Source organism: Streptomyces sp. NPDC047981, from assembly GCF_040653315.1.
In the GTDB taxonomy this organism is placed as follows: domain Bacteria; phylum Actinomycetota; class Actinomycetes; order Streptomycetales; family Streptomycetaceae; genus Streptomyces.
In genome coordinates this window covers 108,662-129,220 of record NZ_JBEZNQ010000012.1, presented here as the reverse complement: position 1 = coordinate 129,220, position 20,559 = coordinate 108,662, and the positions used below count along the sequence as shown (strand labels likewise).

The window sequence follows — 20,559 nt, the reverse complement described above, 5'->3', positions numbered from 1 at the left end:
CGTGTAATTAATAGCTAAAGCCTACGGCTTTGAACTGGATGCCGCAGCCACTTTTTCGGCCGGGCGGGACCGAAGGCCGCCGGAGGCCGTCGCAGGCCGTCCACCCCGGGCCCTCCCCGCCGAGGGCGGGGGAAGGGTGGGAGGATCGGTGCCATGTCCGATCAGCACGATCCCGCCCCGTACGACGCCCTTCTGCTGCTCTCCTTCGGCGGCCCCGAGGGCCCGGACGACGTGGTCCCGTTCCTGGAGAACGTGACGCGCGGCCGAGGCATCCCGAAGGAACGGCTGAAGGAAGTGGGGCAGCACTACTTCCTGTTCGGCGGCGTCAGCCCGATCAACGACCAGAACCGCGCGCTGCTCGACGCGCTGCGCGAGGACTTCGCGCGGGCCGGCCTCGACCTGCCGGTCTACTGGGGAAACCGGAACTGGGCGCCGTACCTCACCGACACCCTGCGGGAGATGGTCACCGACGGCCGACGCCACATCGCCGTCCTCACCACCAGCGCGTACGCCTCGTACTCCGGCTGCCGCCAGTACCGCGAGAACCTCGCCGACGCGCTCTCGGAGCTGGAGGCGGAGGGGCTGCCGCTGCCCCGCGTCGACAAGCTCAGGCACTACTTCAACCACCCCGGCTTCGTCCGCCCCATGGTCGAGGGCGTCCTCGCCTCCCTCGCCGAGCTCGACGAGTCCGTCCGGGCCGAGGCGCACCTCGCCTTCACCACCCACTCCATCCCGGACTCGGCCGCGGACTCCTCAGGACCCGTGGGCGACCACGGCGAGGGCGGCGCCTACGTGCGCCAGCACCTGGACGTGGCCCGGGTGATCGTCGACGCCGTCCGCGAGGAGACCGGTGTCGCCCACCCCTGGCAGCTCGTCTACCAGTCGCGCAGCGGCGCCCCCCACATCCCGTGGCTGGAGCCGGACATCTGCGACCACCTGGAGGAGCTGCACGGCGCCGGCGTCCCGGCCGCCGTGATGGTCCCGATCGGCTTCGTCTCGGACCACATGGAGGTCCTCTACGACCTCGACACCGAAGCCACCGCGAAGGCCGCCGAGCTGGGCCTGCCGGTGCGCCGCTCGGCGACCGTCGGCTCCGACCCCCGGTTCGCCGCGGCCGTACGGGACCTGGTCCTGGAACGCGCGGCGGGCGAGCGCGGTGCCCGGGTCGAGCGCTGCGCGCTCGGGAGCCTGGGCGCCTCCCACGACCTCTGCCCGATCGGCTGCTGCCCCGCCCGGGCGGAGCGGCCCGCGGCCGCCGGCGCCGACAGCCCCTACGCCTGAGGAGCCCCGTGACCGAGAACCCCGCACCGCACGACGCCCTGTCGACCGAGCTGCTCGGCCTCGCCCTGGAGGCGGCGCGCCGGGCCGGCGCCCTGCTGCGTGACGGCCGACCGGACGACCTGGCGGTCGCCAGGACCAAGACCAGCCCCATCGACGTCGTCACGGAGATGGACATCGCGGCGGAGAAGCTGATCACCGGCTTCCTCGCCGAGCACCGGCCGGACGACGGCTTCCTCGGCGAGGAGGGTGCCGCCACCCCCGGCACCAGCGGCGTCCGCTGGGTCATCGACCCCCTCGACGGGACCGTGAACTACCTCTACGGGCTGCCGACCTGGGCCGTCTCCATCGCCGCCGAGCGCGACGGCGAGGCCCTCGTCGGCGTGGTCGAGGCACCGATGCGGAACGAGACGTACCGCGCGGTGCTCGGCGGCGGCGCGTACGTCACCGCAGCGGACGGCGAGCGCCGCCTCGCGGTCCGCCCCGCGCCCCCGATGGACCAGGCGCTGATCTCCACCGGCTTCGCCTACGTCCAGACCCGCCGCGCCCACCAGGCCGACATCGCCCAGCGGATGATCCCGCGGCTGCGCGACATCCGGCGCGGCGGGTCGGCCGCCATCGACCTCTGCGACGTCGCCGCCGGCCGGCTCGACGGCTACTACGAGCGGGGCCTGAACCCCTGGGACCTCGCCGCCGGGGACCTGATCGCCCGCGAGGCGGGCGCCCTGACCGGCGGACGGCCCGGCGAGCGCCCGTCGGGCGAACTGGCCGTCGCGGCCCCGCCGGGCGTCTTCGAGCCCCTCCAGACGCTCCTGGAGGAGCTCGGGGCCTGGCACGACTGAGCGCCCCTGGCCGACGAGGCCCGGACATGCGAAGAGACCCCGGTGCCGTGGACACCGGGGCCTCTCCGTACGAGGTCAGACGCTGGCGGCGCCGACCTCCACGCCGTGCTCGGCGGCCAGTCGGTGCAGGTCGTCGAGCTCGGCCTGCTCGACCTCCGCGAGGAAGTCGTCGCCCGTCTCGCGTGCCCGTGTGAGGTCGGTCTGCGCGGTCCTTATGCGCTGCAGCAGTCCTGCGGTGAAAGCGTCCATGGTTGCGCCCCCTCGTCATGGGTCGTTGGCACGGGGGTGTGCCGAGGGTGGGTGGACCACACGCTGCGAGCCTCTGGGGGGACAGAGCGGCCCGTGGCGGCCATGTACGCGTGCCACGAAGCAGAGTGTGATCACGGGGTGTGCAGACGTCCTCCCCAGGTGCTTCCTCAGAGAAACCTCAACTGGCCCGAGAACAAGGTGAATTCTTCGCACGCCCCCCTCTGGCCCCCGCCGTGCTTCCACACGCCCCCCACCTTCCGTGACGCCCCGGTCCTGCCTCCCGCAGGCCGTCTTACAGCCGGTTTACGCGCGTACGGGGCAGGATGGACACGCACAGTCAGTGCTCGGAAGAGTGATCAGACCGCCCGGTCCGCGTTGAGGGCAGGGGCCCACAGGAAGGAATGACCGACGTGCGCGTACTCGTCGTCGAGGACGAGCAGCTGCTCGCCGATGCGGTGGCCACCGGACTGCGCCGGGAGGCCATGGCCGTCGACGTCGTGTACGACGGCGCCGCCGCCCTGGAGCGGGTCGGGGTGAACGACTACGACGTGGTCGTCCTCGACCGCGACCTTCCGCTGGTCCACGGCGACGACGTCTGCCGCAAGATCGTCGAGCTGGGCATGCCCACGCGGATCCTGATGCTCACCGCCGCGGGCGACGTCAGCGACCGCGTCGAGGGCCTGGAGCTCGGCGCCGACGACTACCTGCCGAAGCCCTTCGCCTTCAGTGAGCTCACCGCGCGCGTGCGCGCCCTCGGCCGGCGCACCACCGTGCCCCTGCCGCCCGTCCTGGAGCGCGCGGGCATCAAGCTCGACCCGAACCGCCGCGAGGTCTTCCGCGAGGGCAAGGAGGTCCAGCTCGCGCCGAAGGAGTTCGCCGTCCTGGAGGTCCTGATGCGCAGCGAGGGCGCCGTCGTCTCGGCCGAGCAGCTCCTGGAGAAGGCCTGGGACGAGAACACCGACCCGTTCACCAACGTCGTACGGGTCACGGTGATGACCCTGCGCCGAAAGCTGGGCGAGCCGCCGGTCATCGTCACCGTGCCCGGCTCCGGCTACCGGATCTGACGCGGTGGCCTCGACACCGGCGCACCCACAGGCGCCCCCGAAGCCGACCTGGGACCCGAGGGACCCGGTCAGGCCCCTGCTCCGCCCGACCATCCGGATACGGCTCACGCTGCTGTACGGCGGCATGTTCCTGATCGCCGGCATCCTGCTGCTGTCGATCATCTACCTCTTCACCGCGCAGGCCCTCGGCGACAGCGCGTCCGAGCTGCCCTTCAAGGTCGTCGAGGGCAAGGTCCAGCCGACCACCTCCTGGTGCCAGCTCCCCGTCCAGGGCACCGGAGAGCAGCTCAACGAAGCCGTCTCGGCCTGTCTGCAGCACCAGCGGGACATGGCGCTCGGCGACCTCCTGCGCCGCTCCCTGTTCGCCCTCATGGGGCTGAGCATCATCGCCTTCGCCTTCGGCTACGCCATGGCCGGCCGCGTCTTGTCCCCGCTGGGGCGGATCACCCGGACCGCCCGCCAGGTGGCCGGCTCCGACCTGGCGCGCCGGATCGAGCTGGACGGCCCGGACGACGAGCTGAAGGAGCTCGCGGACACCTTCGACGAGATGCTGGAGCGCCTGGAGCGGGCCTTCACCGCCCAGCAGCGGTTCGTCGCCAACGCCTCGCACGAGCTGCGCACTCCGCTGGCGATCAACCGCACGCTCCTGGAGGTCCATCTCTCCGACCCGGGGGCGCCGGTCGAGCTCCAGCAGCTCGGCAAGACCCTGCTCGCCACCAACGAGCGCAGCGAGCAGCTGGTCGAGGGCCTGCTGCTGCTCGCCCGCAGCGACAACCAGATCGTCGAGCGCAAGCCGGTCGACCTCGCGGAGGTCGCCTCGCGCGCCATCGACCAGGTGCACGCCGAGGCCCAGGCCAAGGGCGTGGAGATCCGCGGCGAGCGCGCCCTGGCCGTCGTGCAGGGCAATGGCGTGCTCCTGGAGCGGATCGCCCTGAACCTGGTCCAGAACGCCGTGCGGTACAACGTGCCGGAGGACGGCTGGGTCGAGGTCACCACCGCGACCGAGCAGGGTCAGGCGGTCCTCGTCGTCTCGAACACGGGTCCCGTGGTTCCCGCGTACGAGATCGACAACCTCTTCGAGCCGTTCAGACGGCTGCGGCAGGAGCGGACCGGGAGCGACAAGGGCGTCGGACTCGGCCTGTCGATCGCCCGATCCGTCGCGCGCGCCCACGGTGGCCGTATCATCGCGGAGCCCCGTGAAGGCGGCGGTCTCGTGATGCGTGTCACTCTGCCGATCTGACACACTTCGAGTACCAACCGGTTCCGTTCGCTTTGCGCGGAATTCCGGGTCCCGTTCCTGAGACGCACGTGTGTGATCGATCACAGGAGCGCGCATCCGGCGCTCTACTCTCCGTGATCGAGAATTCATGGGAAAACCCGGAAAAGTCCGGGTTTCCCGGGCCCTGGATGACGGGAAGTACACGGGGTGGCGCCCGTGAAGGGCGGCAGGAGGACCGTGTACGGTCCGGTTCGCCACCCAACGCCGATCACTCGTGAGAGGGCCGGTTGGGTGTCGATTGAGTAACAGACCTTGATGTGAGGCAAAATCTCCGCCTCGGGTCGGGCACAAGTCCGGCCTCTCACGCGTTACGTGCGCTGGAGACACCGCAACCACCCAGAGGGGGAGAGCGACATGGCAACGGATTACGACACCCCACGCAAGACCGACGACGACGTCGATTCGGACAGCCTTGAGGAACTGAAGGCCCGCCGGAACGACAAGTCGACCTCGACGGTCGACGTCGACGAGTTCGAGGCCGCCGAAGGCCTGGAGCTGCCCGGGGCCGACCTCTCGAACGAGGAGCTGGCCGTCCGGGTCCTGCCGAAGCAGGCCGACGAGTTCACCTGCATGAGCTGCTTCCTCGTGCACCACCGCAGCCAGCTGGCTCGGGAGAAGAACGGCCAGCCGATCTGCCGCGACTGCGACTGAGATCGGTCGACCGTGGCAGGCGACTCACCGTCTCGGAAGCGACGCTTCCGGCTTCCTGGGAGGCCGGACGCGTACCAGGGCGGATCGAACGCGGCCGACGTGGCCCAGGAGGCCGCGCCGGCCGAGCAGACCGCCCTCCTGCCCTCCCTCGGCGCACGTGACGACGAGCGAGGCCCCTCGGCCTCGCTCGAAGCAGCCACGGCTCCGGAACCGGAGGAGCGGGAAGCCTCACGCGGCGGCCGCCTCGCCAAACGCGTCGCCGACCCGGCGCGCGCCCAGCTGGACCGTATGAAACTCGACCGCGCGCGGATCGACGCCGTCAAACGCGGCGTGAAGCGCGGCGGCGAGAGCGCCAGAGCGGGCATCGGCTACCTCGCCGACCGGATCATCGAGATCGCCCCGCGCGTCCCCGTCCGGGACCTGGCGACCCTGCGCAAGCACTTCCCCGGGCTCGGCCCCGAGCAGATCGCCGACAAACTCGTCACGGGCGCCTGCAACGCCAGCTCGACCGTCGGCGCCGGCGTCGGCGCGGCCGCCATGCTGCCCGTACCCCCGGCCATGCCCGCCGAGCTGGCCGCGGAGATCACCGGAGTCGCCGCGATCGAGCTCAAGCTCATCGCCGAGCTCCACGAGGTGTACGGACTCAGGCCCCCCGGCGGGATCACCCAGCGGTCGACCGCCTATCTGACCTCCTGGACCGAGGAGCGGGGCATCGACCCCACCAAGCCGACCACCGTGAACGCGGCGCTCGGCGGCCAGCTCAAGCGCGAGCTGCGCCAGCAGATCATGAAGCGCATGGTGCGCAACCTGCCCAACCTCATGCCGTTCATGGTCGGCGCGGCCGTGGGCGCCGTGATGAACCGCCGGGACACCAGGAAGCTCGCCCAGCACGTCCGCAAGGACCTGCGCGCGCGACAGGTCCCCTGGGACGCCCTGGAGGGGCTGCCCCCGCTGGAGCAGCCCGAGAACCCCAAGCAGATCGGCTTCTAGCCGCCGGCTTCCGGCGCGGCGGGCGCGGGCCGGCTCAGACCTCCGCGCGGGCCGCCTCGATCGCGGCCGCCAGGCCCTCCGGGTCGCGGCTGGAGAGGTAGACGTACGGGGTCGGGTCCGCGGGGTCGGTGACCTCGATCCGGACCGCCCGCGGCACGTAGCTGCGCAGCAGCATGAAGGCGCGCGGATCGGCCTTGAAGGTGCGCCAGGCGCGCGCCTCCTCCTCGTCCAGCACCTCCGGCGTCCCGAGGGCCGACGCCGGGATCCGCGCGTCGCCCGCGACCAGCGAACCGGCCACCACCCGGATCCGCGCCGAGCCGTACGAGGAGACGGCCGCCGCCGCCAGCGCGCCCGCGACGATCACACCGCCCAGCAGCGGCACCGTGCCCAGCGGGAACATCACCAGGCCGCCGCTGAGACCCAGCAGAGCCGCGATGACCCACCAGGATCCTGGGGCGGTCAGCCGCTCGTCGAAACGCGGCGCCGAGGCCGCCGCGGCGGGCGGAACGGGGGAGGAGGCGGAAGGCTGCATGCGTCCAAGCTTGGCACGGCGCGACCCGCGCCCGGACTCGCGGGTAAGGTCTGCGCCTGTGACCGCGACATCTCCTGCCCTCACCCCGCCGGCCGACGCCATACCGCCGGTACGCCACCCCGACGCGCCCGCCCCCGGCGAGCTGCTCGGCGCGCACTACGCGTACTGCTTCGGGTGCGGCGGCGGGCAGCCCCACGGGCTGCACCTGGAGGCGCGGGCCGGCGAGGGCGTGAGCGTCACTGCCGAGTTCACGGTGACCGCCGACCACCAGGGCGCCCCCGGTCTCGCGCACGGCGGCGTCCTCGCCACCGCGCTCGACGAGACCCTCGGCTCCCTGAACTGGCTGCTGCGGGTCATCGCCGTCACCGGACGCCTGGAGACCGACTTCGCCCGGCCCGTCCCCGTCGGCACCGTCCTGCACCTGGAGGCCCAGGTCACCGCCGTGCACGGGCGCAAGATCTACTCGACCGCCGTCGGCCGGATCGGCGGGCCCGAAGGCCCCGTCGCCGTCCGCGCCGACGCCCTCTTCATCGAGGTCAAGGTCGACCACTTCATCGACAACGGCCGCCCGGAGGAGATCCAGGCCGCCATGTCCGACCCCGACCAGGTCCGGCGCGCCCGCGCCTTCGAGGTGAACCCCTGATGAGCAACCCCCCTCTCGACGTCCTGATCCGCCGCGTCGACCCCGACGTGCCGATCCCGGCCTACGGCCACCCCGGCGACGCCGGGGCCGATCTGGTGACCACCGAGGCGGCCGTCCTGGCCCCCGGCGAGCGGGCCGTCCTGCCCACCGGGGTCTCCATCGCGCTCCCCGACGGCTACGCCGCCTTCGTGCACCCCCGCTCCGGCCTGGCCGCTCGGTGCGGAGTGGCACTCGTGAATGCCCCAGGGACGGTGGATGCCGGGTACCGTGGAGAGATCAAGGTGATCGTGGTCAATCTGGACCCGCGCGAGAGCGTGCGGTTCGAACGGTTCGACCGGATTGCCCAACTGGTCGTCCAGCAGGTCGAGAAGGTGCGCTTCCACGAGGTGGCGGAGCTTCCCGGATCGGCGCGGGCCGAGGGGGGCTTCGGGTCCACCGGCGGTCATGCCGCCGTGGACGGCACAACGGGTGGGAATCGATACGCTTCGGTCGTATCCGACCGGGAAGGACAGTGACGTGTTCGGACGTCGCAAGAAGAGCGGTACCGCTGAGGACGCGGCGGGCGAGGCCGAGCAGGTCGTCGACGAGGTCGACACTGACGACACGGCCGGCGCGCCGCGTCGGGTGAACCTTCCGCCGGCGCCCCGGCCCGACGGACCGTGGGACATCTCCGAGGTCTCCAAGCCGGAGGACGGCCGGGTGGACCTCGGCGGGATCTTCGTGCCCGGAGTCGAGGGCATGGAGCTCCGGGTCGAGGTGGCGGGCGACGCGATCGTCGCGGCCACCGTGGTGCTGCAGAACAGCGCCGTACAGCTGCAGGCCTTCGCCGCGCCGAAGAAGGAAGGCATCTGGGGCGAGGTCCGCGAGGAGATCGCCTCCGGCATCACCCAGCAGGGCGGTGTCATCGACGAGGTCGAGGGGCCGCTGGGCTGGGAGCTGCGGGCCCAGGTCCCGGTGCAGCTGCCGGACGGCACCGGCGGTGTGCAGCTGGTGCGCTTCGTGGGTGTCGACGGGCCCCGCTGGTTCCTGCGCGGAGTCATCTCCGGTCAGGGCGCGGTGCAGCCCGAGGCCGCCGGTCTGCTGGAGCAGATCGTCCGGGACACCGTGGTGGTCCGGGGCGAGGGCCCGATGGCCCCGCGCGACCCGATCGTCCTCAAGCTGCCCAACGACGCGCAGATGGTGCCGGACGGCGTGCAGCAGGACGAGCAGGAGGGCTCCCGCTTCTCCGGCGGCATGGGTCAGCTCCAGCGCGGACCGGAGATCACCGAGGTCCGCTGACCTGATATCCGTACTCCCTCGTGAGTGAGCCCGGTGGGCCGTATTCCGGACAGGCTGTCCGGAATACGGCCCACCGGCATGTCCGGCCCCTGGCCCGGCGGGCCCTCGGCGGCCCATACTGACGGGCGCACACGTTCGACGAGGGGGAGCACAGCGATGAGTGAGAGCAGCGCCCGGTCCGGCACGGCCGTCGCCGAGGACCCGACCGGCGGACCCATGGTCCGCGTCCAGGACCTGCGCCGCTCGTACGGCACGGGCGAGGCCGCCGTCCACGCCCTGCGCGGGGTCTCCTTCGACCTCGCGCGCGGGGAGCTCGTCGCGCTGAAGGGCCGCTCCGGCTCCGGCAAGACCACCCTGCTCAACCTGGTCGGCGGCCTGGACGGCCCCGACGGCGGCCGGATCACCATCGACGGGACCGACCTCGCCGAGCTGGGCGAGGACGGGCTGCTCGCGCTGCGCCGGGACCGCATCGGCTTCATCTTCCAGTCCTTCGGGCTCATCCCGATCCTGACCGCCGCCGAGAACGTGGGCGTACCGCTGCGGCTGCGCAAGGCCGACCCCAAGGGGCGCGAGGAGCGGGTGGCCCTCCTGCTCGCCCTGGTCGGCCTCGCCGACCACGCGGCCCAGCGGCCCGGCGAGCTCTCGGGCGGCCAGCAGCAGCGCGTCGCCATCGCCCGGGCCCTGGCCAACAAGCCGGCCCTGCTGATCGCCGACGAGCCGACCGGCCAGCTCGACGCGGAGACCGGACTCGCCGTGATGCACCTGCTGCGCGCCGTGGTCCGCAGCGAGGGCGTGACGGCTCTGGTGGCCACCCACGACGCCCAGCTCCTGGGCCTCGCGGACCGCGTGCTCGAACTGAACGACGGCGAGATCATCGAGCACTGAACGCTCGCGCGCCGCCGAAACCGGGCATCCCGCGCCAGGCCTGTGGCGGCGCCGAGCGGAAGCGCCGGCCACCTTTCCGCCCCATCGCCGCAGGGCCCATCAGAATCACGTCAATACAGCTTGTCGGCCTTGCTCCTGGTGCGGAATGTCCGATTCTCTGGACGTAAGGTCATGGCATGGGACGCGGCAAGCTACGGATCTACCTCGGCGCGGCACCGGGCGTCGGCAAGACGTACGCGATGCTCTCCGAGGCACATCGCCGCGTCGAACGCGGCACCGACTGCGTCGTCGCGTTCGTGGAGCACCATGAGCGGCCCCGCACCGAAGTGATGCTGCACGGCCTGGAGCAGGTCCCGCGCCGCACCCTCGCCCACCGGGGCGCCACCTTCACCGAGATGGACGTCGACGGTGTCCTGGCCAGGAAGCCCGCCGTCGCCCTGGTGGACGAACTGGCCCACACCAACGTGCCGGGCTCCCGGAACTCCAAGCGCTGGCAGGACGTCGAGGAACTGCTCGCGGCCGGGATCGACGTCATATCCACCGTCAACATCCAGCACCTCGAATCGCTGGGCGACGTCGTCGAGTCGATCACCGGCGTGCGCCAGCAGGAGACCGTCCCCGACGAGGTCGTGCGCCGCGCCGACCAGATCGAACTCGTCGACATGTCGCCCCAGGCCCTGCGCAGACGCATGGCCCACGGCAACATCTACAAACCCGACCGGATCGACGCGTCCCTCGCCAACTACTTCCGCCCCGGCAACCTGACGGCCCTGCGCGAACTGGCCCTGCTGTGGACCGCCGACCGGGTCGACGAGTACCTCCAGCAGTACCGGGGCGAGCATGGCATCCGCTCCACCTGGCAGGCCCGTGAGCGGATCGTCGTGGGCCTCACCGGCGGCCCCGAGGGCCGCACCCTCATCCGGCGCGGCGCGCGACTGGCCGAGAAGGGCGCGGGCGGCGAGGTGCTCGCCGTCTACATCGCCCGCAGCGACGGCCTCACCGCCGCCTCGCCCAAGGAGCTCGCCGTCCAGCGCACGCTGGTCGAGGACCTGGGCGGAACGTTCCATCACGTCATCGGCGACGACATCCCCTCGGCCCTCCTGGAGTTCGCCCGGGGGGTCAACGCCACGCAGATCGTCCTCGGCTCCAGCCGCCGCAAGACCTGGCAGTACATGCTCGGGCCCGGCGTCGGCCAGACCGTGGCCCGCGAGTCCGGCCCGGACCTCGACGTCCACATCGTCACCCACGACGAGGTCGCCAAGGGCCGCGGCCTGCCCGTCGCCCGGGGCGCCCGGCTCGGCCGCTCCCGGATCATCTGGGGCTGGCTGGTCGGCATCGTGGGACCCGCGCTGCTCGCCCTGCTCCTGACCCACATCGACGCCGACCTCGGTCTCGCCAACGACATGCTGCTGTTCCTGGCGCTGACCGTGGCCTCGGCGCTGCTCGGCGGGCTGCTGCCGGCCCTCGCGTCGGTCGCCTTCGGCTCGTTCCTGCTCAACTGGTTCTTCACCCCGCCGGTGCACCAGATCACCATCGCCGACCCGAAGAACATCGTGGCCATCGCCGTCTTCTTCGGCGTCGCCGTCTCCGTCGCCTCCGTCGTCGACCTCGCCGCCCGGCGCACCCACCAGGCCGCCCGGCTGCGCGCCGAGTCCGAGGTGCTCTCGTACCTGGCGGGGAGCGTGCTGCGCGGTGAGTCCAGCCTGGAGGCCCTGCTCGAACGGGTCAGGGAGACCTTCTCCATGGAGTCGGTCGTCCTCCTCGAACGCGAGAGCGACGTCGAGCCGTGGGTCTGCGCCGCCAGCGTGGGACAGCGCCCCGTCGCCCGCCCCGAGGACGCGGACGTGGACATGCCCGTCGGCGAGCACCTCGCGCTCGCGCTGACCGGCCGGGTCCTGCCCGCCGAGGACCGACGCGTGCTCGGCGCCTTCGCCGCCCAGGCCGCGGTCGTCCTGGACCGGCAGCGGCTCGTGGGCGAGGCGGAACAGGCCCGCAAGCTGGCCGAGGGCAACAAGATCCGTACCTCGCTCCTCGCGGCCGTCAGCCATGACCTGCGTACCCCGCTGGCCGGCATCAAGGCCTCCGTCTCCTCCCTGCGCTCCGACGACGTGGACTGGTCCGAGGAGGACCGGGCGGAACTCCTCGCGGGCATCGAGGAAGGCGCGGACCGGCTCGACCACCTCGTCGGTAATCTCCTCGACATGTCCCGGCTCCAGACCGGCACCGTCACGCCCCTGATCCGCCCCATCGACCTGGACGAGGTGGTCCCCATGGCGCTCGGTGGTGTGCCGGACGGGAGCGCCGAGCTGGACATCCCCGAGACCCTGCCGATGGTGGAGGTCGACAAGGGGCTCCTGGAGCGGGTCGTCGCCAACGTCGTCGAGAACGCCGTCAAGTACAGCCCCGACGGGACGCCGGTGGCCGTCTCCGCCAGCGCACTGGGCGACCGGGTCGAACTGCGCGTGGTCGACCGGGGCCCGGGGGTGCCGGAGGAGAGCAAGGAGCGGATCTTCGAGCCGTTCCAGCGCTTCGGGGACGCCCCGCGGGGTTCGGGCGTCGGCCTCGGTCTCGCGGTCGCCCGGGGCTTCGTCGAGGCCATGGGGGGCACGATCACCGCGGAGGACACGCCCGGTGGCGGCCTGACGATGACGTTGTCCCTCAGGGCCGTGACCGGGCAGCTGCCGCCCTCGGACTCCGACGTGTCCGCCGCCCGGATCACCACGTGACCGCACGAACCTCCCCGACCTACCCGCCCTCCTCGTCCGCCCCGCCCATGGGGACGACCCCGTTCCTCCAGACGTACGAAGCAGAGAGAGAAGGAAGCCCTCGATGACCCGGGTTCTCGTCGTCGACGACGAGCCGCAGATCGTCCGCGCGCTGGTGATCAACCTCAAGGCGCGCAAGTACGAGGTGGACGCCGCCCCCGACGGCGCCACCGCCCTTCGGCTCGCCGCCGAACGCCACCCCGACGTGGTCGTCCTCGACCTCGGCCTGCCGGACCTCGACGGCGTCGAGGTCATCAAGGGCCTGCGTGGCTGGACCCGCGTGCCGATCCTGGTGCTCTCGGCGCGCCAGACCTCCGACGAGAAGGTCGAGGCGCTCGACGCCGGCGCCGACGACTACGTCACCAAGCCCTTCGGCATGGACGAGCTGCTGGCCAGGCTGCGGGCCGCGGTACGCAGGGCAGAGCCGGTCGGCGGCGGGGACGACGGCGTCGTGACCGTCGAGACGGAGGACTTCACCGTCGACCTGGCCGCGAAGAAGGTCCACCGGGACGGGCGGGACGTCCGTCTCACGCCCACCGAGTGGCACCTGCTGGAGGTCCTCGTCCGCAACAGCGGCCGCCTGGTGAGCCAGAAGCAGCTCCTGCAGGAGGTCTGGGGCCCGTCGTACGGCACCGAGACCAACTACCTGCGGGTGTACATGGCCCAGCTGCGGCGCAAGCTGGAGGCCGACCCCTCGCACCCGAAGCACTTCGTCACGGAGCCGGGAATGGGCTACCGCTTCGAGCACTGACACGGCCACCGAACCGGGTCGAAACGGGCAGCCGGTCCTGGGGCGGAACAGGCCGCCGATCCGGGGCGAAACGGTACGCCGGTCCGGGCCGTCCCGGACACCGGCGTCCGGGACGATCCGGGCCGGTTCCGCTGTCGGCGGGGGCCGGTACGCTTTCTGTATGAGTGCCGCACCCCGTACAGAGAAGCCGGCCGGCCGCTTCCGCCGGATGCTCGACCGGCTGTCCTCCTCACAGGAGGAACTGGAGTCCGAAGAGCTCCAGGAGGACGCCGAGGCATCGGGCTGCACGCGCATCTGCGACTGTTCCGACCGCCAGATAGTCAAGGTGACTGGTACCTTGCGCACGGTCACGCTGCGTCCTCGGGCCGGTGTGCCGGCCCTGGAGGCCGAGCTGTTCGACGGCACGGCCCCGCTGGACGTGGTGTGGCTGGGTCGGCGGTCCATCGTGGGCATAGAGCCGGGCCGCAAGCTGATCGCCTCCGGCCGGATCTCCATGAGCCACGGCCGGCGGGTCCTCTTCAACCCCAAATACGAGCTCCGACCGCTCGGACAGGAGTAGCCGGTGACGTCGCTCGACAAGCCGACGACGGATCAGGACGCCCGGGACAGCCACGGCGCCCAGCAGGAGCAGGCCTCGAAGGAGGTCACCGAGGCCGCGCTCTTCGAGGCCTTCGGCGGCCTGCGCGGCATGATCGAGACGGTCGTGCCCGGTCTGCTCTTCGTCACGATCTTCACGATCAACAAGAATCTGCAGGTCTCGGCGATCGCGGCGCTCGCGGTCTCGCTGGTCCTGGTCGCCGTCCGGCTGATCCGCCGGGACACGGTCAAGCACGCCTTCAGCGGCGTCTTCGGCGTGGCGTTCGGTGTGGTCTTCGCGATGATGACCGGCAACGCCAAGGACTTCTACCTGCCGGGAATGCTGTACACGCTGGGCCTGGCCCTCGCGTACATCATCACGGCGCTCGCCGGTGTGCCGCTGATCGGTCTCATCCTGGGCCCGGTCTTCAAGGAGAACCTCTCCTGGCGGACCCGTAACCCCGGCCGGAAGAAGGCGTACACCAAGGCGAGCTGGGCCTGGGGCCTGATCCTGCTCGCCAAGTGCGCGATCCTCTTCCCGCTCTACTGGTGGGCGGACACCACCCAGTTCGGCTGGGTGCTCGTGGCGCTGAAGATCCCGCCGTTCCTGCTCGCGGTCTACCTGACGTGGGTCTTCCTCGCGAAGGCCCCGCCGCCGATCGACGTCTTCGCCGAGATGGAGGCGGAGGAGGCGGCCGAGAAGGCCCGCAAGGAGACGGCCGCGGGGCAGCCGGAGGCGTAGGCGTAGGCATAGGCGGTGGCTCGCAGCTCGTAGCGCGTAGCTCCTGGCTCGTACGGGGAAGGGCCCGGGACCTTGAGAGGTCCCGGGCCCTTCCGTATGCCCGTACGTGCACGGGTCGTGTGGCTACGCGCCCTCTTCGCGGCGGACCGAGAGGAGGTCCTCCAGCTGCTCCTCGCGGGCCTGCGCGGCCACGAAGAGGAGCTCGTCGCCGGCCTCCAGGGTCTCCTCCGGGCTCGGGGTCAGCACCCGGGAGCCGCGGATGATCGTCACCAGGGAGGTGTCCTGCGGCCAGGCCACGTCGCCCACCGCCGTGCCCGAGACGGCGGACTCCGGCGGCAGCGTCAGCTCCACCAGGTTCGCGTCGCCGTGGCTGAAGCGCAGCAGCCGGACCAGGTCGCCGACGCTCACCGCCTCCTCCACCAGGGCCGACATCAGACGCGGCGTCGAGACGGCGACGTCCACGCCCCACGACTCGTTGAAGAGCCACTCGTTCTTCGGGTTGTTCACCCGGGCGACGACGCGCGGCACGCCGTACTCGGTCTTCGCGAGCAGTGAGACGACGAGGTTCACCTTGTCGTCGCCGGTGGCCGCGATGACCACGTTGCAGCGCTGCAGCGCCGCCTCGTCCAGGGACGTGATCTCGCAGGCGTCGGCGAGCAGCCACTCCGCCTGCGGCACCCGCTCCACAGAGATGGCGGTGGGCGCCTTGTCGATCAGCAGGATCTCGTGGCCGTTCTCCAGGAGCTCGCCCGCGATGGAACGGCCCACCGCACCCGCGCCCGCGATTGCGACACGCATCAGTGACCGCCCTCCTCAGGACCCTCGGCGAAGGCCGCCTCGACCTTGGCGACCTCGTCGGTCCGCATCATCACGTGCACGAGGTCGCCCTCCTGCAGCACCGTCTGCGAGGACGGGATGACCGCCTCGCCCAGCCGGGTGAGGAACGCCACGCGCACACCCGTCTCGTCCTGCAGCTTGCTGACCTTGTGGCCGATCCACGCCGGGGAGGTGTGCACCTCCGCCAGCTGCACGCCACCGCTCGGGTCGCTCCACAGCGGCTCCGCGCCGGACGGCAGCAGCCGCCGCAGCATCTGGTCGGCGGTCCAGCGGACCGTCGCGACCGTCGGGATGCCGAGCCGCTGGTAGACCTCGGCGCGCCGGGGGTCGTAGATCCGGGCCGCCACGTTCTCGATGCCGAACATCTCGCGCGCGACCCGCGCCGCGATGATGTTCGAGTTGTCGCCGCTGCTCACGGCGGCGAAGGCGCCGGCCTCCTCGATCCCCGCCTCACGCAGGGTGTCCTGGTCGAACCCGACGCCGGTGACACGGCGTCCGCCGAAACCGGAGCCGAGGCGGCGGAAAGCCGTCGGGTCCTGGTCCACGACCGCGACGGTGTGCCCCTGCTGCTCCAGGGTCTGCGCGAGAGCGGCTCCCACTCGCCCGCAGCCCATGATGACGATGTGCACGTCCCCTTACCCCGCACTCCTGATCGTCTTGCTGACCTGCGAAAACACCCTGCTCATAACTTTCCTCACCCGAATGGCCCGGGCTGTGGCGGGCAGCGCCCTGCCGAGCTGCCCGATCCGAGCTTATGCGGCAACGGCTGACGGGACCGCATCCGAGGTCGCCGCCGGGCCCATGCCGGGTCCACAGCGGGCCATCGCCACGACACCGACTGGGAGATTCGGTGCGGATCGGGGGAGGTGGTGAGCCTGGCGAATTCTCAACGCTTACGATCCTCTGCGTGCCCAAACTGACCGACCTGCCCAAACGGATCCTGATCGGACGGGCTCTGCGCAGCGACAAGCTCGGAGAGACCCTGCTCCCGAAGCGCATCGCCCTCCCCGTCTTCGCCTCCGACCCGCTGTCCTCGGTGGCGTACGCACCCGGCGAGGTGCTGCTCGTCCTGTCGATCGCGGGTCTGTCGGCCTACCACTTCAGCCCGTGGATCGCGCTGGCCGTCGTCGTCCTGATGTTCACGGTCGTCGCCTCCTACCGACAGAACGTGCACGCCTACCCGAGCGGCGGCGGCGACTACGAGGTCGCCAACACCAACCTCGGCCCGAAGGCCGGTCTGACCGTCGCCAGCGCGCTGCTCGTCGACTACGTCCTGACCGTCGCCGTCTCGATCTCCTCCGGAATCGAGAACCTCGGCTCGGCCATCCCCTTCGTCGTGGAGAACAAGGTCCTCTGCGCGGTCGCCGTCATCCTGCTGCTGACGCTGATGAACCTGCGCGGCGTCAAGGAGTCGGGCAGCCTCTTCGCCATCCCGACGTACGTCTTCGTCGTCGGCGTCTTCATCATGATCGCCTGGGGCGCCTACAAGGGAATCGTCCTCGACGAGACCATGAAGGCCCCCACCGCCGACTTCGAGATCAAGCCCGAGCACGAGGGCCTGGCCGGCTTCGCGCTGTTCTTCCTGCTCCTTCGCGCGTTCTCCTCCGGCTGTGCCGCCCTCACCGGCGTCGAGGCGATCTCCAACGGCGTCCCCGCCTTCCGCAAGCCGAAGTCGAAGAACGCGGCCACCACGCTGCTCCTGATGGGCGGCCTGGCCGTCACCATGTTCTGCGGCATCATCTTCCTGGCGCTCGCCACCGACGTGCGGATGGCCGAGAACCCCGCGCACGACCTGCTGAGCAACGGGCAGCCCGTCGGCGAGAGCTACGTACAGGACCCGGTCATCTCGCAGGTCGCAGCGGCGGTCTTCGGAGACGGAACGTTCTTCTTCGTGCTTCTGGCCGCGGCCACAGCGCTCGTCCTCTTCCTCGCCGCCAACACGGCGTACAACGGCTTCCCGCTCCTCGGCTCGATCCTCGCCCAGGACCGGTACCTGCCGCGTCAGCTGCACACCCGCGGCGACCGGCTCACCTTCTCCAACGGCATCGTGCTCCTCGCCGGCGCGGCCATGCTGCTGGTGTGGGTCTACGGGGCCGACTCGACGAAGCTGATCCAGCTGTACATCGTCGGCGTCTTCGTCTCCTTCACCCTCAGCCAGACCGGCATGGTCCGGCACTGGAACCGGCACCTGAAGACCGAGAGGGACCCGGCCAAGCGGCGCCACATGGTCCGCTCCCGCGCGATCAACGCCTTCGGCGCCTTCTTCACCGGCCTGGTCCTCGTCGTCGTCCTCGCGACCAAGTTCACCCACGGCGCCTGGGTGGCCCTGCTCGGCATGGTCATCTTCTACGTGACGATGGCCGCGATCCGGCGCCACTACGACTCGGTGGCCGAGGAGATCGCGGCGGCCGAGGAGCGCCCCGACGAGTACGTCCGCCCCTCCCGGGTCCGCTCCGTCGTCCTCGTCTCCAAGCTGCACAAGCCGACGCTGCGCGCCCTCGCGTACGCGAAGCTGCTGCACGCCCACGAGCTGGAGGCGCTGAGCGTCAACGTCGACCCGGCCGAGACCAAGGCGCTGCGGGAGGAGTGGGACCGGCGCGGGATCAACGTGCCGCTCAAGATCCTCGACTCGCCGTACCGCGAGATCACCCGGCCGGTCGTCGAGTACGTCAAGAACATCCGCCGCGAGAGCCCGCGGGACGCCGTCTCGGTCTACATCCCCGAGTACGTCGTCGGCCACTGGTACGAGCACCTGCTGCACAACCAGAGCGCCCTGCGGCTCAAGGGCAGGCTGCTCTTCACTCCGGGCGTGATGGTCACCTCCGTCCCCTACCAGCTGCGGTCCTCCGAGGCGGCGAAGAAGCGGGCAAGGAAGGGACAGGACTGGAACGCGCCGGGTTCGGTGCGTCGCGGCCCGGTCGAGAAGCGTGCGAAGGAACCGGCCGGAAAGGGCACGTAGACTGGTGGGCTGCCGCGCCACCTCTTCCTCTTTCCTCTGGAGTCACCCGATCATGCAGAACGCACCTGTTCCCTCGTTGGTCGGGGAAGAGTACGAGGTCGAGGTCGGCCCGGTGGCGCACGGCGGCCACTGCATCGCCCGCACGGAGAGCGGCCGGGTCCTGTTCGTCCGGCACGCGCTGCCGGGCGAGCGGGTCGTGGCGCGGGTGACAGAGGGCGACGAGACCTCCCGCTACCTGCGCGCGGACGCGGTTACGGTCCTGGAAGCCTCCAAGGACCGGGTGGAAGCCCCCTGTCCCTTCGCGGGCCCGGGCAAGTGCGGCGGCTGCGACTGGCAGCACGCCAAGCCGGGCGCGCAGCGCCGCCTCAAGGGCGAGGTCATCGCCGAACAGCTCCAGCGCCTCGCCGGGCTCACCCCGGAGGAGGCCGGCTGGGACGGCACCGTGATGCCGGCCGAGGGCGACAAGCTCCCGGCGGGCGAGGTCCCGCAGTGGCGCACGCGGGTGCAGTACGCGGTCGACGCCGACGGTCACGCGGGCCTGCGGCGGCACCGCTCGCACGAGGTCGAGGTGATCGACCACTGCATGATCGCGGCGCCCGGGGTCACCGAGCTGGGTGTGGAGAAGCGCACCTGGGAGGGCATGGCATCGGTCGAGGCGATCGCGGCGACGGGCTCGGGCGACCGCCAGGTGGTCCTGACTCCGCGCCCCGGCGGCCGTCTCCCGCTCGTCGAACTCGACAAGCCGGTCTCGGTCCTCCGCGTGGACGAGAACGACGGCGGGGTGCACCGGGTCCACGGCCGCCCGTTCGTCCGCGAGCGGGCCGACGACCGCACGTACCGCGTCGGCAACGGCGGCTTCTGGCAGGTCCACCCGAAGGCCGCCCAGACCCTGGTCCTCGCGGTCATGCAGGGCCTGATGCCCCGCAAGGGCGACACGGCCCTGGACCTCTACTGCGGCGTCGGCCTCTTCGCGGGCGCCATCGCCGACCGCGTCGGCGACCAGGGCGCGGTCCTGGGCATCGAGTCCGGCAAGCGCGCCGTCGAGGACGCTCGCCACAACCTGGCCGCCTACGACCGCGTCCGCATCGAGCAGGGCAAGGTCGAGACCGTCCTCCCGCGCACCCGGATCACCGAGGTCGACCTCATCGTCCTCGACCCGCCCCGCGCGGGCGCCGGCAAGCAGACGGTCACCCACCTCGCCAACCTGGGCGCCCGCCGCATCGCCTACGTAGCCTGCGACCCGGCCGCCCTGGCCCGAGACCTGGCCTACTTCAAGGACGGCGGCTACCGCGTACGGACGCTGCGGGCGTTCGACTTGTTCCCGATGACGCACCATGTGGAGTGCGTGGCGATTCTGGAGCCTGCTGACAAGGGGCGCTGACCCGGCGTTCACCTGCGTGAAGGTGAACGCGGGCGCCGCGGCGGGTGGAGACACGACCTGTCGCCGACGCGGAATGCGCTAGCCTCCGTGCTGCCCCTGAGGGGCGGGACTGTGAGCCTTCGGCTCGCCTCGGGCACAGCGGCGAGCCGGGCCACTGCGGAGACGCACCTCGGTCGTGGGCGCCGACCCTGACGCCGAGCCCCCTTGGATGGCGACGCAGTACTTCGATGCCCCGACGCTTTCCCGTCGCATCCGCGAGGAGGGCGCCCTTGAGGAGGGTGCTGTATGGCGGTTGGGGCGGGGGCTCGCCGAGGCTCTCCGTGACGTTCACCGGGCAGGCTTGGTACACCGCGACCTGAAACCCAGCAATGTGCTGCTGACCGACGACGGTCCCCGGGTCGTCGACTTCGGCATCGCCCGCGTCCTGGAGGCGGAGCCGCGTACCCGGACCGGCAAGATCCTCGGAACGGTGTCCTTCATGGCGCCGGAGCAGTTGAGTGCACCGCGTGAAGTGGGTCCCGCAGCCGATGTGTTCGCACTGGGCGGAGTTCTCGCCTACGCCGCGACAGGGCGAGGGCCGTTCGACGGGGACACCGGCACCCCACCCATCGCGATCGCGATGAAGATCGCACAGGACGAGCCCGACCTCGCCGGATTCCCTGCAGGTGACGGGCGGATCGTCTGCGTCAGTCAAGCCGCAGGGGAGCTCCTGTGGCGGAGCGCAGAACGACGGGACCCGAACCGAAGCCTCGTGAACGAGGCCGGCTCGACTGTGGAACCCCTGGTTCTGAAGGGTGTGGTGTTCGCGGGAACGAGCACGGGGTCCGTCTTCGCGGTCGCTCCGCCCTCAGAGTGAG

At 71.2% G+C, this 20,559-nt stretch carries 21 protein-coding genes; 17 read left to right on the top strand and 4 right to left on the bottom strand.

The window, feature by feature from the left end; genetic code table 11:
• Positions 1-153: 153 nt before the first annotated feature.
• Both AB0E14_RS10290 and AB0E14_RS10285 read left to right on the top strand, forming a co-directional pair.
• Positions 154-1,281 (top strand): ferrochelatase, encoded by a 1,128-nt coding sequence (locus AB0E14_RS10290; protein ID WP_362414577.1) that lies wholly within the window; start codon positions 154-156, stop codon positions 1,279-1,281.
• 8 nt (positions 1,282-1,289) lie between these two features.
• Complete coding sequence (locus tag AB0E14_RS10285; RefSeq protein ID WP_362414575.1) at positions 1,290-2,120, top strand: inositol monophosphatase family protein; 831 nt, start codon at positions 1,290-1,292, stop codon at positions 2,118-2,120.
• A gap of 75 nt (positions 2,121-2,195) precedes the next feature.
• On the opposite strand, the gene AB0E14_RS10280 is transcribed toward AB0E14_RS10285, so the two are convergent.
• On the bottom strand, positions 2,196-2,369 hold the full coding sequence (locus AB0E14_RS10280; protein WP_361967377.1) for a hypothetical protein: 174 nt from the start codon (positions 2,367-2,369) through the stop codon (positions 2,196-2,198).
• A gap of 410 nt (positions 2,370-2,779) precedes the next feature.
• On the opposite strand from AB0E14_RS10280, the gene AB0E14_RS10275 reads away from it, so the two are divergent.
• The 4 genes from AB0E14_RS10275 to AB0E14_RS10260 all read left to right on the top strand — a co-directional run bounded on the left by AB0E14_RS10275 (position 2,780) and on the right by AB0E14_RS10260 (position 6,353).
• Positions 2,780-3,433 (top strand): response regulator transcription factor, encoded by a 654-nt coding sequence (locus AB0E14_RS10275; RefSeq protein WP_362414573.1) that lies wholly within the window; start codon positions 2,780-2,782, stop codon positions 3,431-3,433.
• 4 nt (positions 3,434-3,437) lie between these two features.
• Positions 3,438-4,673, top strand: a complete 1,236-nt coding sequence (locus tag AB0E14_RS10270; protein ID WP_362414571.1) for a HAMP domain-containing sensor histidine kinase — start codon at positions 3,438-3,440, stop codon at positions 4,671-4,673.
• A 393-nt stretch (positions 4,674-5,066) separates the two neighbouring features.
• Positions 5,067-5,363 carry a DUF4193 domain-containing protein gene (locus tag AB0E14_RS10265; RefSeq protein WP_003955561.1) on the top strand — a complete coding sequence of 99 codons (297 nt, stop codon included), beginning with the start codon at positions 5,067-5,069 and terminating at the stop codon, positions 5,361-5,363.
• A 12-nt stretch (positions 5,364-5,375) separates the two neighbouring features.
• Positions 5,376-6,353 carry a hypothetical protein gene (locus tag AB0E14_RS10260; RefSeq protein WP_362414569.1) on the top strand — a complete coding sequence of 326 codons (978 nt, stop codon included), beginning with the start codon at positions 5,376-5,378 and terminating at the stop codon, positions 6,351-6,353.
• Between the two features lie 34 nt (positions 6,354-6,387).
• Here the strand turns inward: AB0E14_RS10260 and AB0E14_RS10255 are convergent, their stop codons facing one another.
• Entirely contained in the window at positions 6,388-6,885 is a 498-nt protein-coding gene (locus AB0E14_RS10255) for a DUF3093 domain-containing protein (RefSeq protein WP_362414567.1), read from the bottom strand.
• A gap of 58 nt (positions 6,886-6,943) precedes the next feature.
• Here AB0E14_RS10255 and AB0E14_RS10250 point away from each other — a divergent pair, with 58 nt between their 5' ends.
• From AB0E14_RS10250 to AB0E14_RS10215, 8 genes are all read left to right on the top strand, one after another.
• Positions 6,944-7,528, top strand: coding sequence for a PaaI family thioesterase (locus AB0E14_RS10250; protein WP_362414565.1), 585 nt, complete (start codon positions 6,944-6,946; stop codon positions 7,526-7,528).
• Positions 7,528-8,043 (top strand): dUTP diphosphatase, encoded by a 516-nt coding sequence (dut, locus tag AB0E14_RS10245; protein ID WP_362012322.1) that lies wholly within the window; start codon positions 7,528-7,530, stop codon positions 8,041-8,043. The genes AB0E14_RS10250 and dut overlap by 1 nt, the downstream gene beginning before the upstream one ends.
• Position 8,044: 1 nt before the next feature.
• Complete coding sequence (locus AB0E14_RS10240; RefSeq protein ID WP_361967363.1) at positions 8,045-8,806, top strand: DUF3710 domain-containing protein; 762 nt, start codon at positions 8,045-8,047, stop codon at positions 8,804-8,806.
• A 156-nt stretch (positions 8,807-8,962) separates the two neighbouring features.
• Positions 8,963-9,691: an ABC transporter ATP-binding protein gene (locus AB0E14_RS10235; protein ID WP_362414562.1), complete on the top strand. Its 729-nt coding sequence runs from the start codon at positions 8,963-8,965 to the stop codon at positions 9,689-9,691.
• A 176-nt stretch (positions 9,692-9,867) separates the two neighbouring features.
• The gene (locus AB0E14_RS10230; RefSeq protein WP_362414560.1) at positions 9,868-12,417 is read left to right on the top strand and encodes a sensor histidine kinase KdpD; all 2,550 of its coding nucleotides are present in this window, start codon (positions 9,868-9,870) and stop codon (positions 12,415-12,417) included.
• A gap of 103 nt (positions 12,418-12,520) precedes the next feature.
• Complete coding sequence (locus AB0E14_RS10225) at positions 12,521-13,207, top strand: response regulator (RefSeq protein WP_362414558.1); 687 nt, start codon at positions 12,521-12,523, stop codon at positions 13,205-13,207.
• A 160-nt stretch (positions 13,208-13,367) separates the two neighbouring features.
• A complete protein-coding gene (locus AB0E14_RS10220; protein WP_362414556.1) occupies positions 13,368-13,766 on the top strand; it encodes an OB-fold nucleic acid binding domain-containing protein in 399 nt (132 codons plus the stop codon).
• 3 nt (positions 13,767-13,769) lie between these two features.
• A complete protein-coding gene (locus AB0E14_RS10215) occupies positions 13,770-14,525 on the top strand; it encodes a DUF3159 domain-containing protein (protein WP_362414554.1) in 756 nt (251 codons plus the stop codon).
• Between the two features lie 123 nt (positions 14,526-14,648).
• Here AB0E14_RS10215 and AB0E14_RS10210 read toward each other — a convergent pair whose 3' ends face one another.
• Complete coding sequence (locus AB0E14_RS10210; RefSeq protein WP_362414552.1) at positions 14,649-15,323, bottom strand: TrkA family potassium uptake protein; 675 nt, start codon at positions 15,321-15,323, stop codon at positions 14,649-14,651.
• Positions 15,323-15,991 carry a TrkA family potassium uptake protein gene (locus AB0E14_RS10205; RefSeq protein ID WP_362414550.1) on the bottom strand — a complete coding sequence of 223 codons (669 nt, stop codon included), beginning with the start codon at positions 15,989-15,991 and terminating at the stop codon, positions 15,323-15,325. The genes AB0E14_RS10210 and AB0E14_RS10205 overlap by 1 nt, the downstream gene beginning before the upstream one ends.
• Positions 15,992-16,269: 278 nt before the next feature.
• Between AB0E14_RS10205 and AB0E14_RS10200 the strand changes: the two genes are divergently transcribed.
• The 3 genes from AB0E14_RS10200 to AB0E14_RS10190 all read left to right on the top strand — a co-directional run bounded on the left by AB0E14_RS10200 (position 16,270) and on the right by AB0E14_RS10190 (position 20,558).
• Complete coding sequence (locus AB0E14_RS10200) at positions 16,270-18,321, top strand: APC family permease (RefSeq protein ID WP_362414548.1); 2,052 nt, start codon at positions 16,270-16,272, stop codon at positions 18,319-18,321.
• A gap of 52 nt (positions 18,322-18,373) precedes the next feature.
• Positions 18,374-19,702, top strand: coding sequence for a class I SAM-dependent RNA methyltransferase (locus tag AB0E14_RS10195; protein ID WP_362414546.1), 1,329 nt, complete (start codon positions 18,374-18,376; stop codon positions 19,700-19,702).
• Positions 19,703-19,877: 175 nt separating this feature from the next.
• Entirely contained in the window at positions 19,878-20,558 is a 681-nt protein-coding gene (locus AB0E14_RS10190) for a serine/threonine-protein kinase (protein ID WP_362414544.1), read from the top strand.
• The last annotated feature ends 1 nt before the right edge of the window (position 20,559 follow it).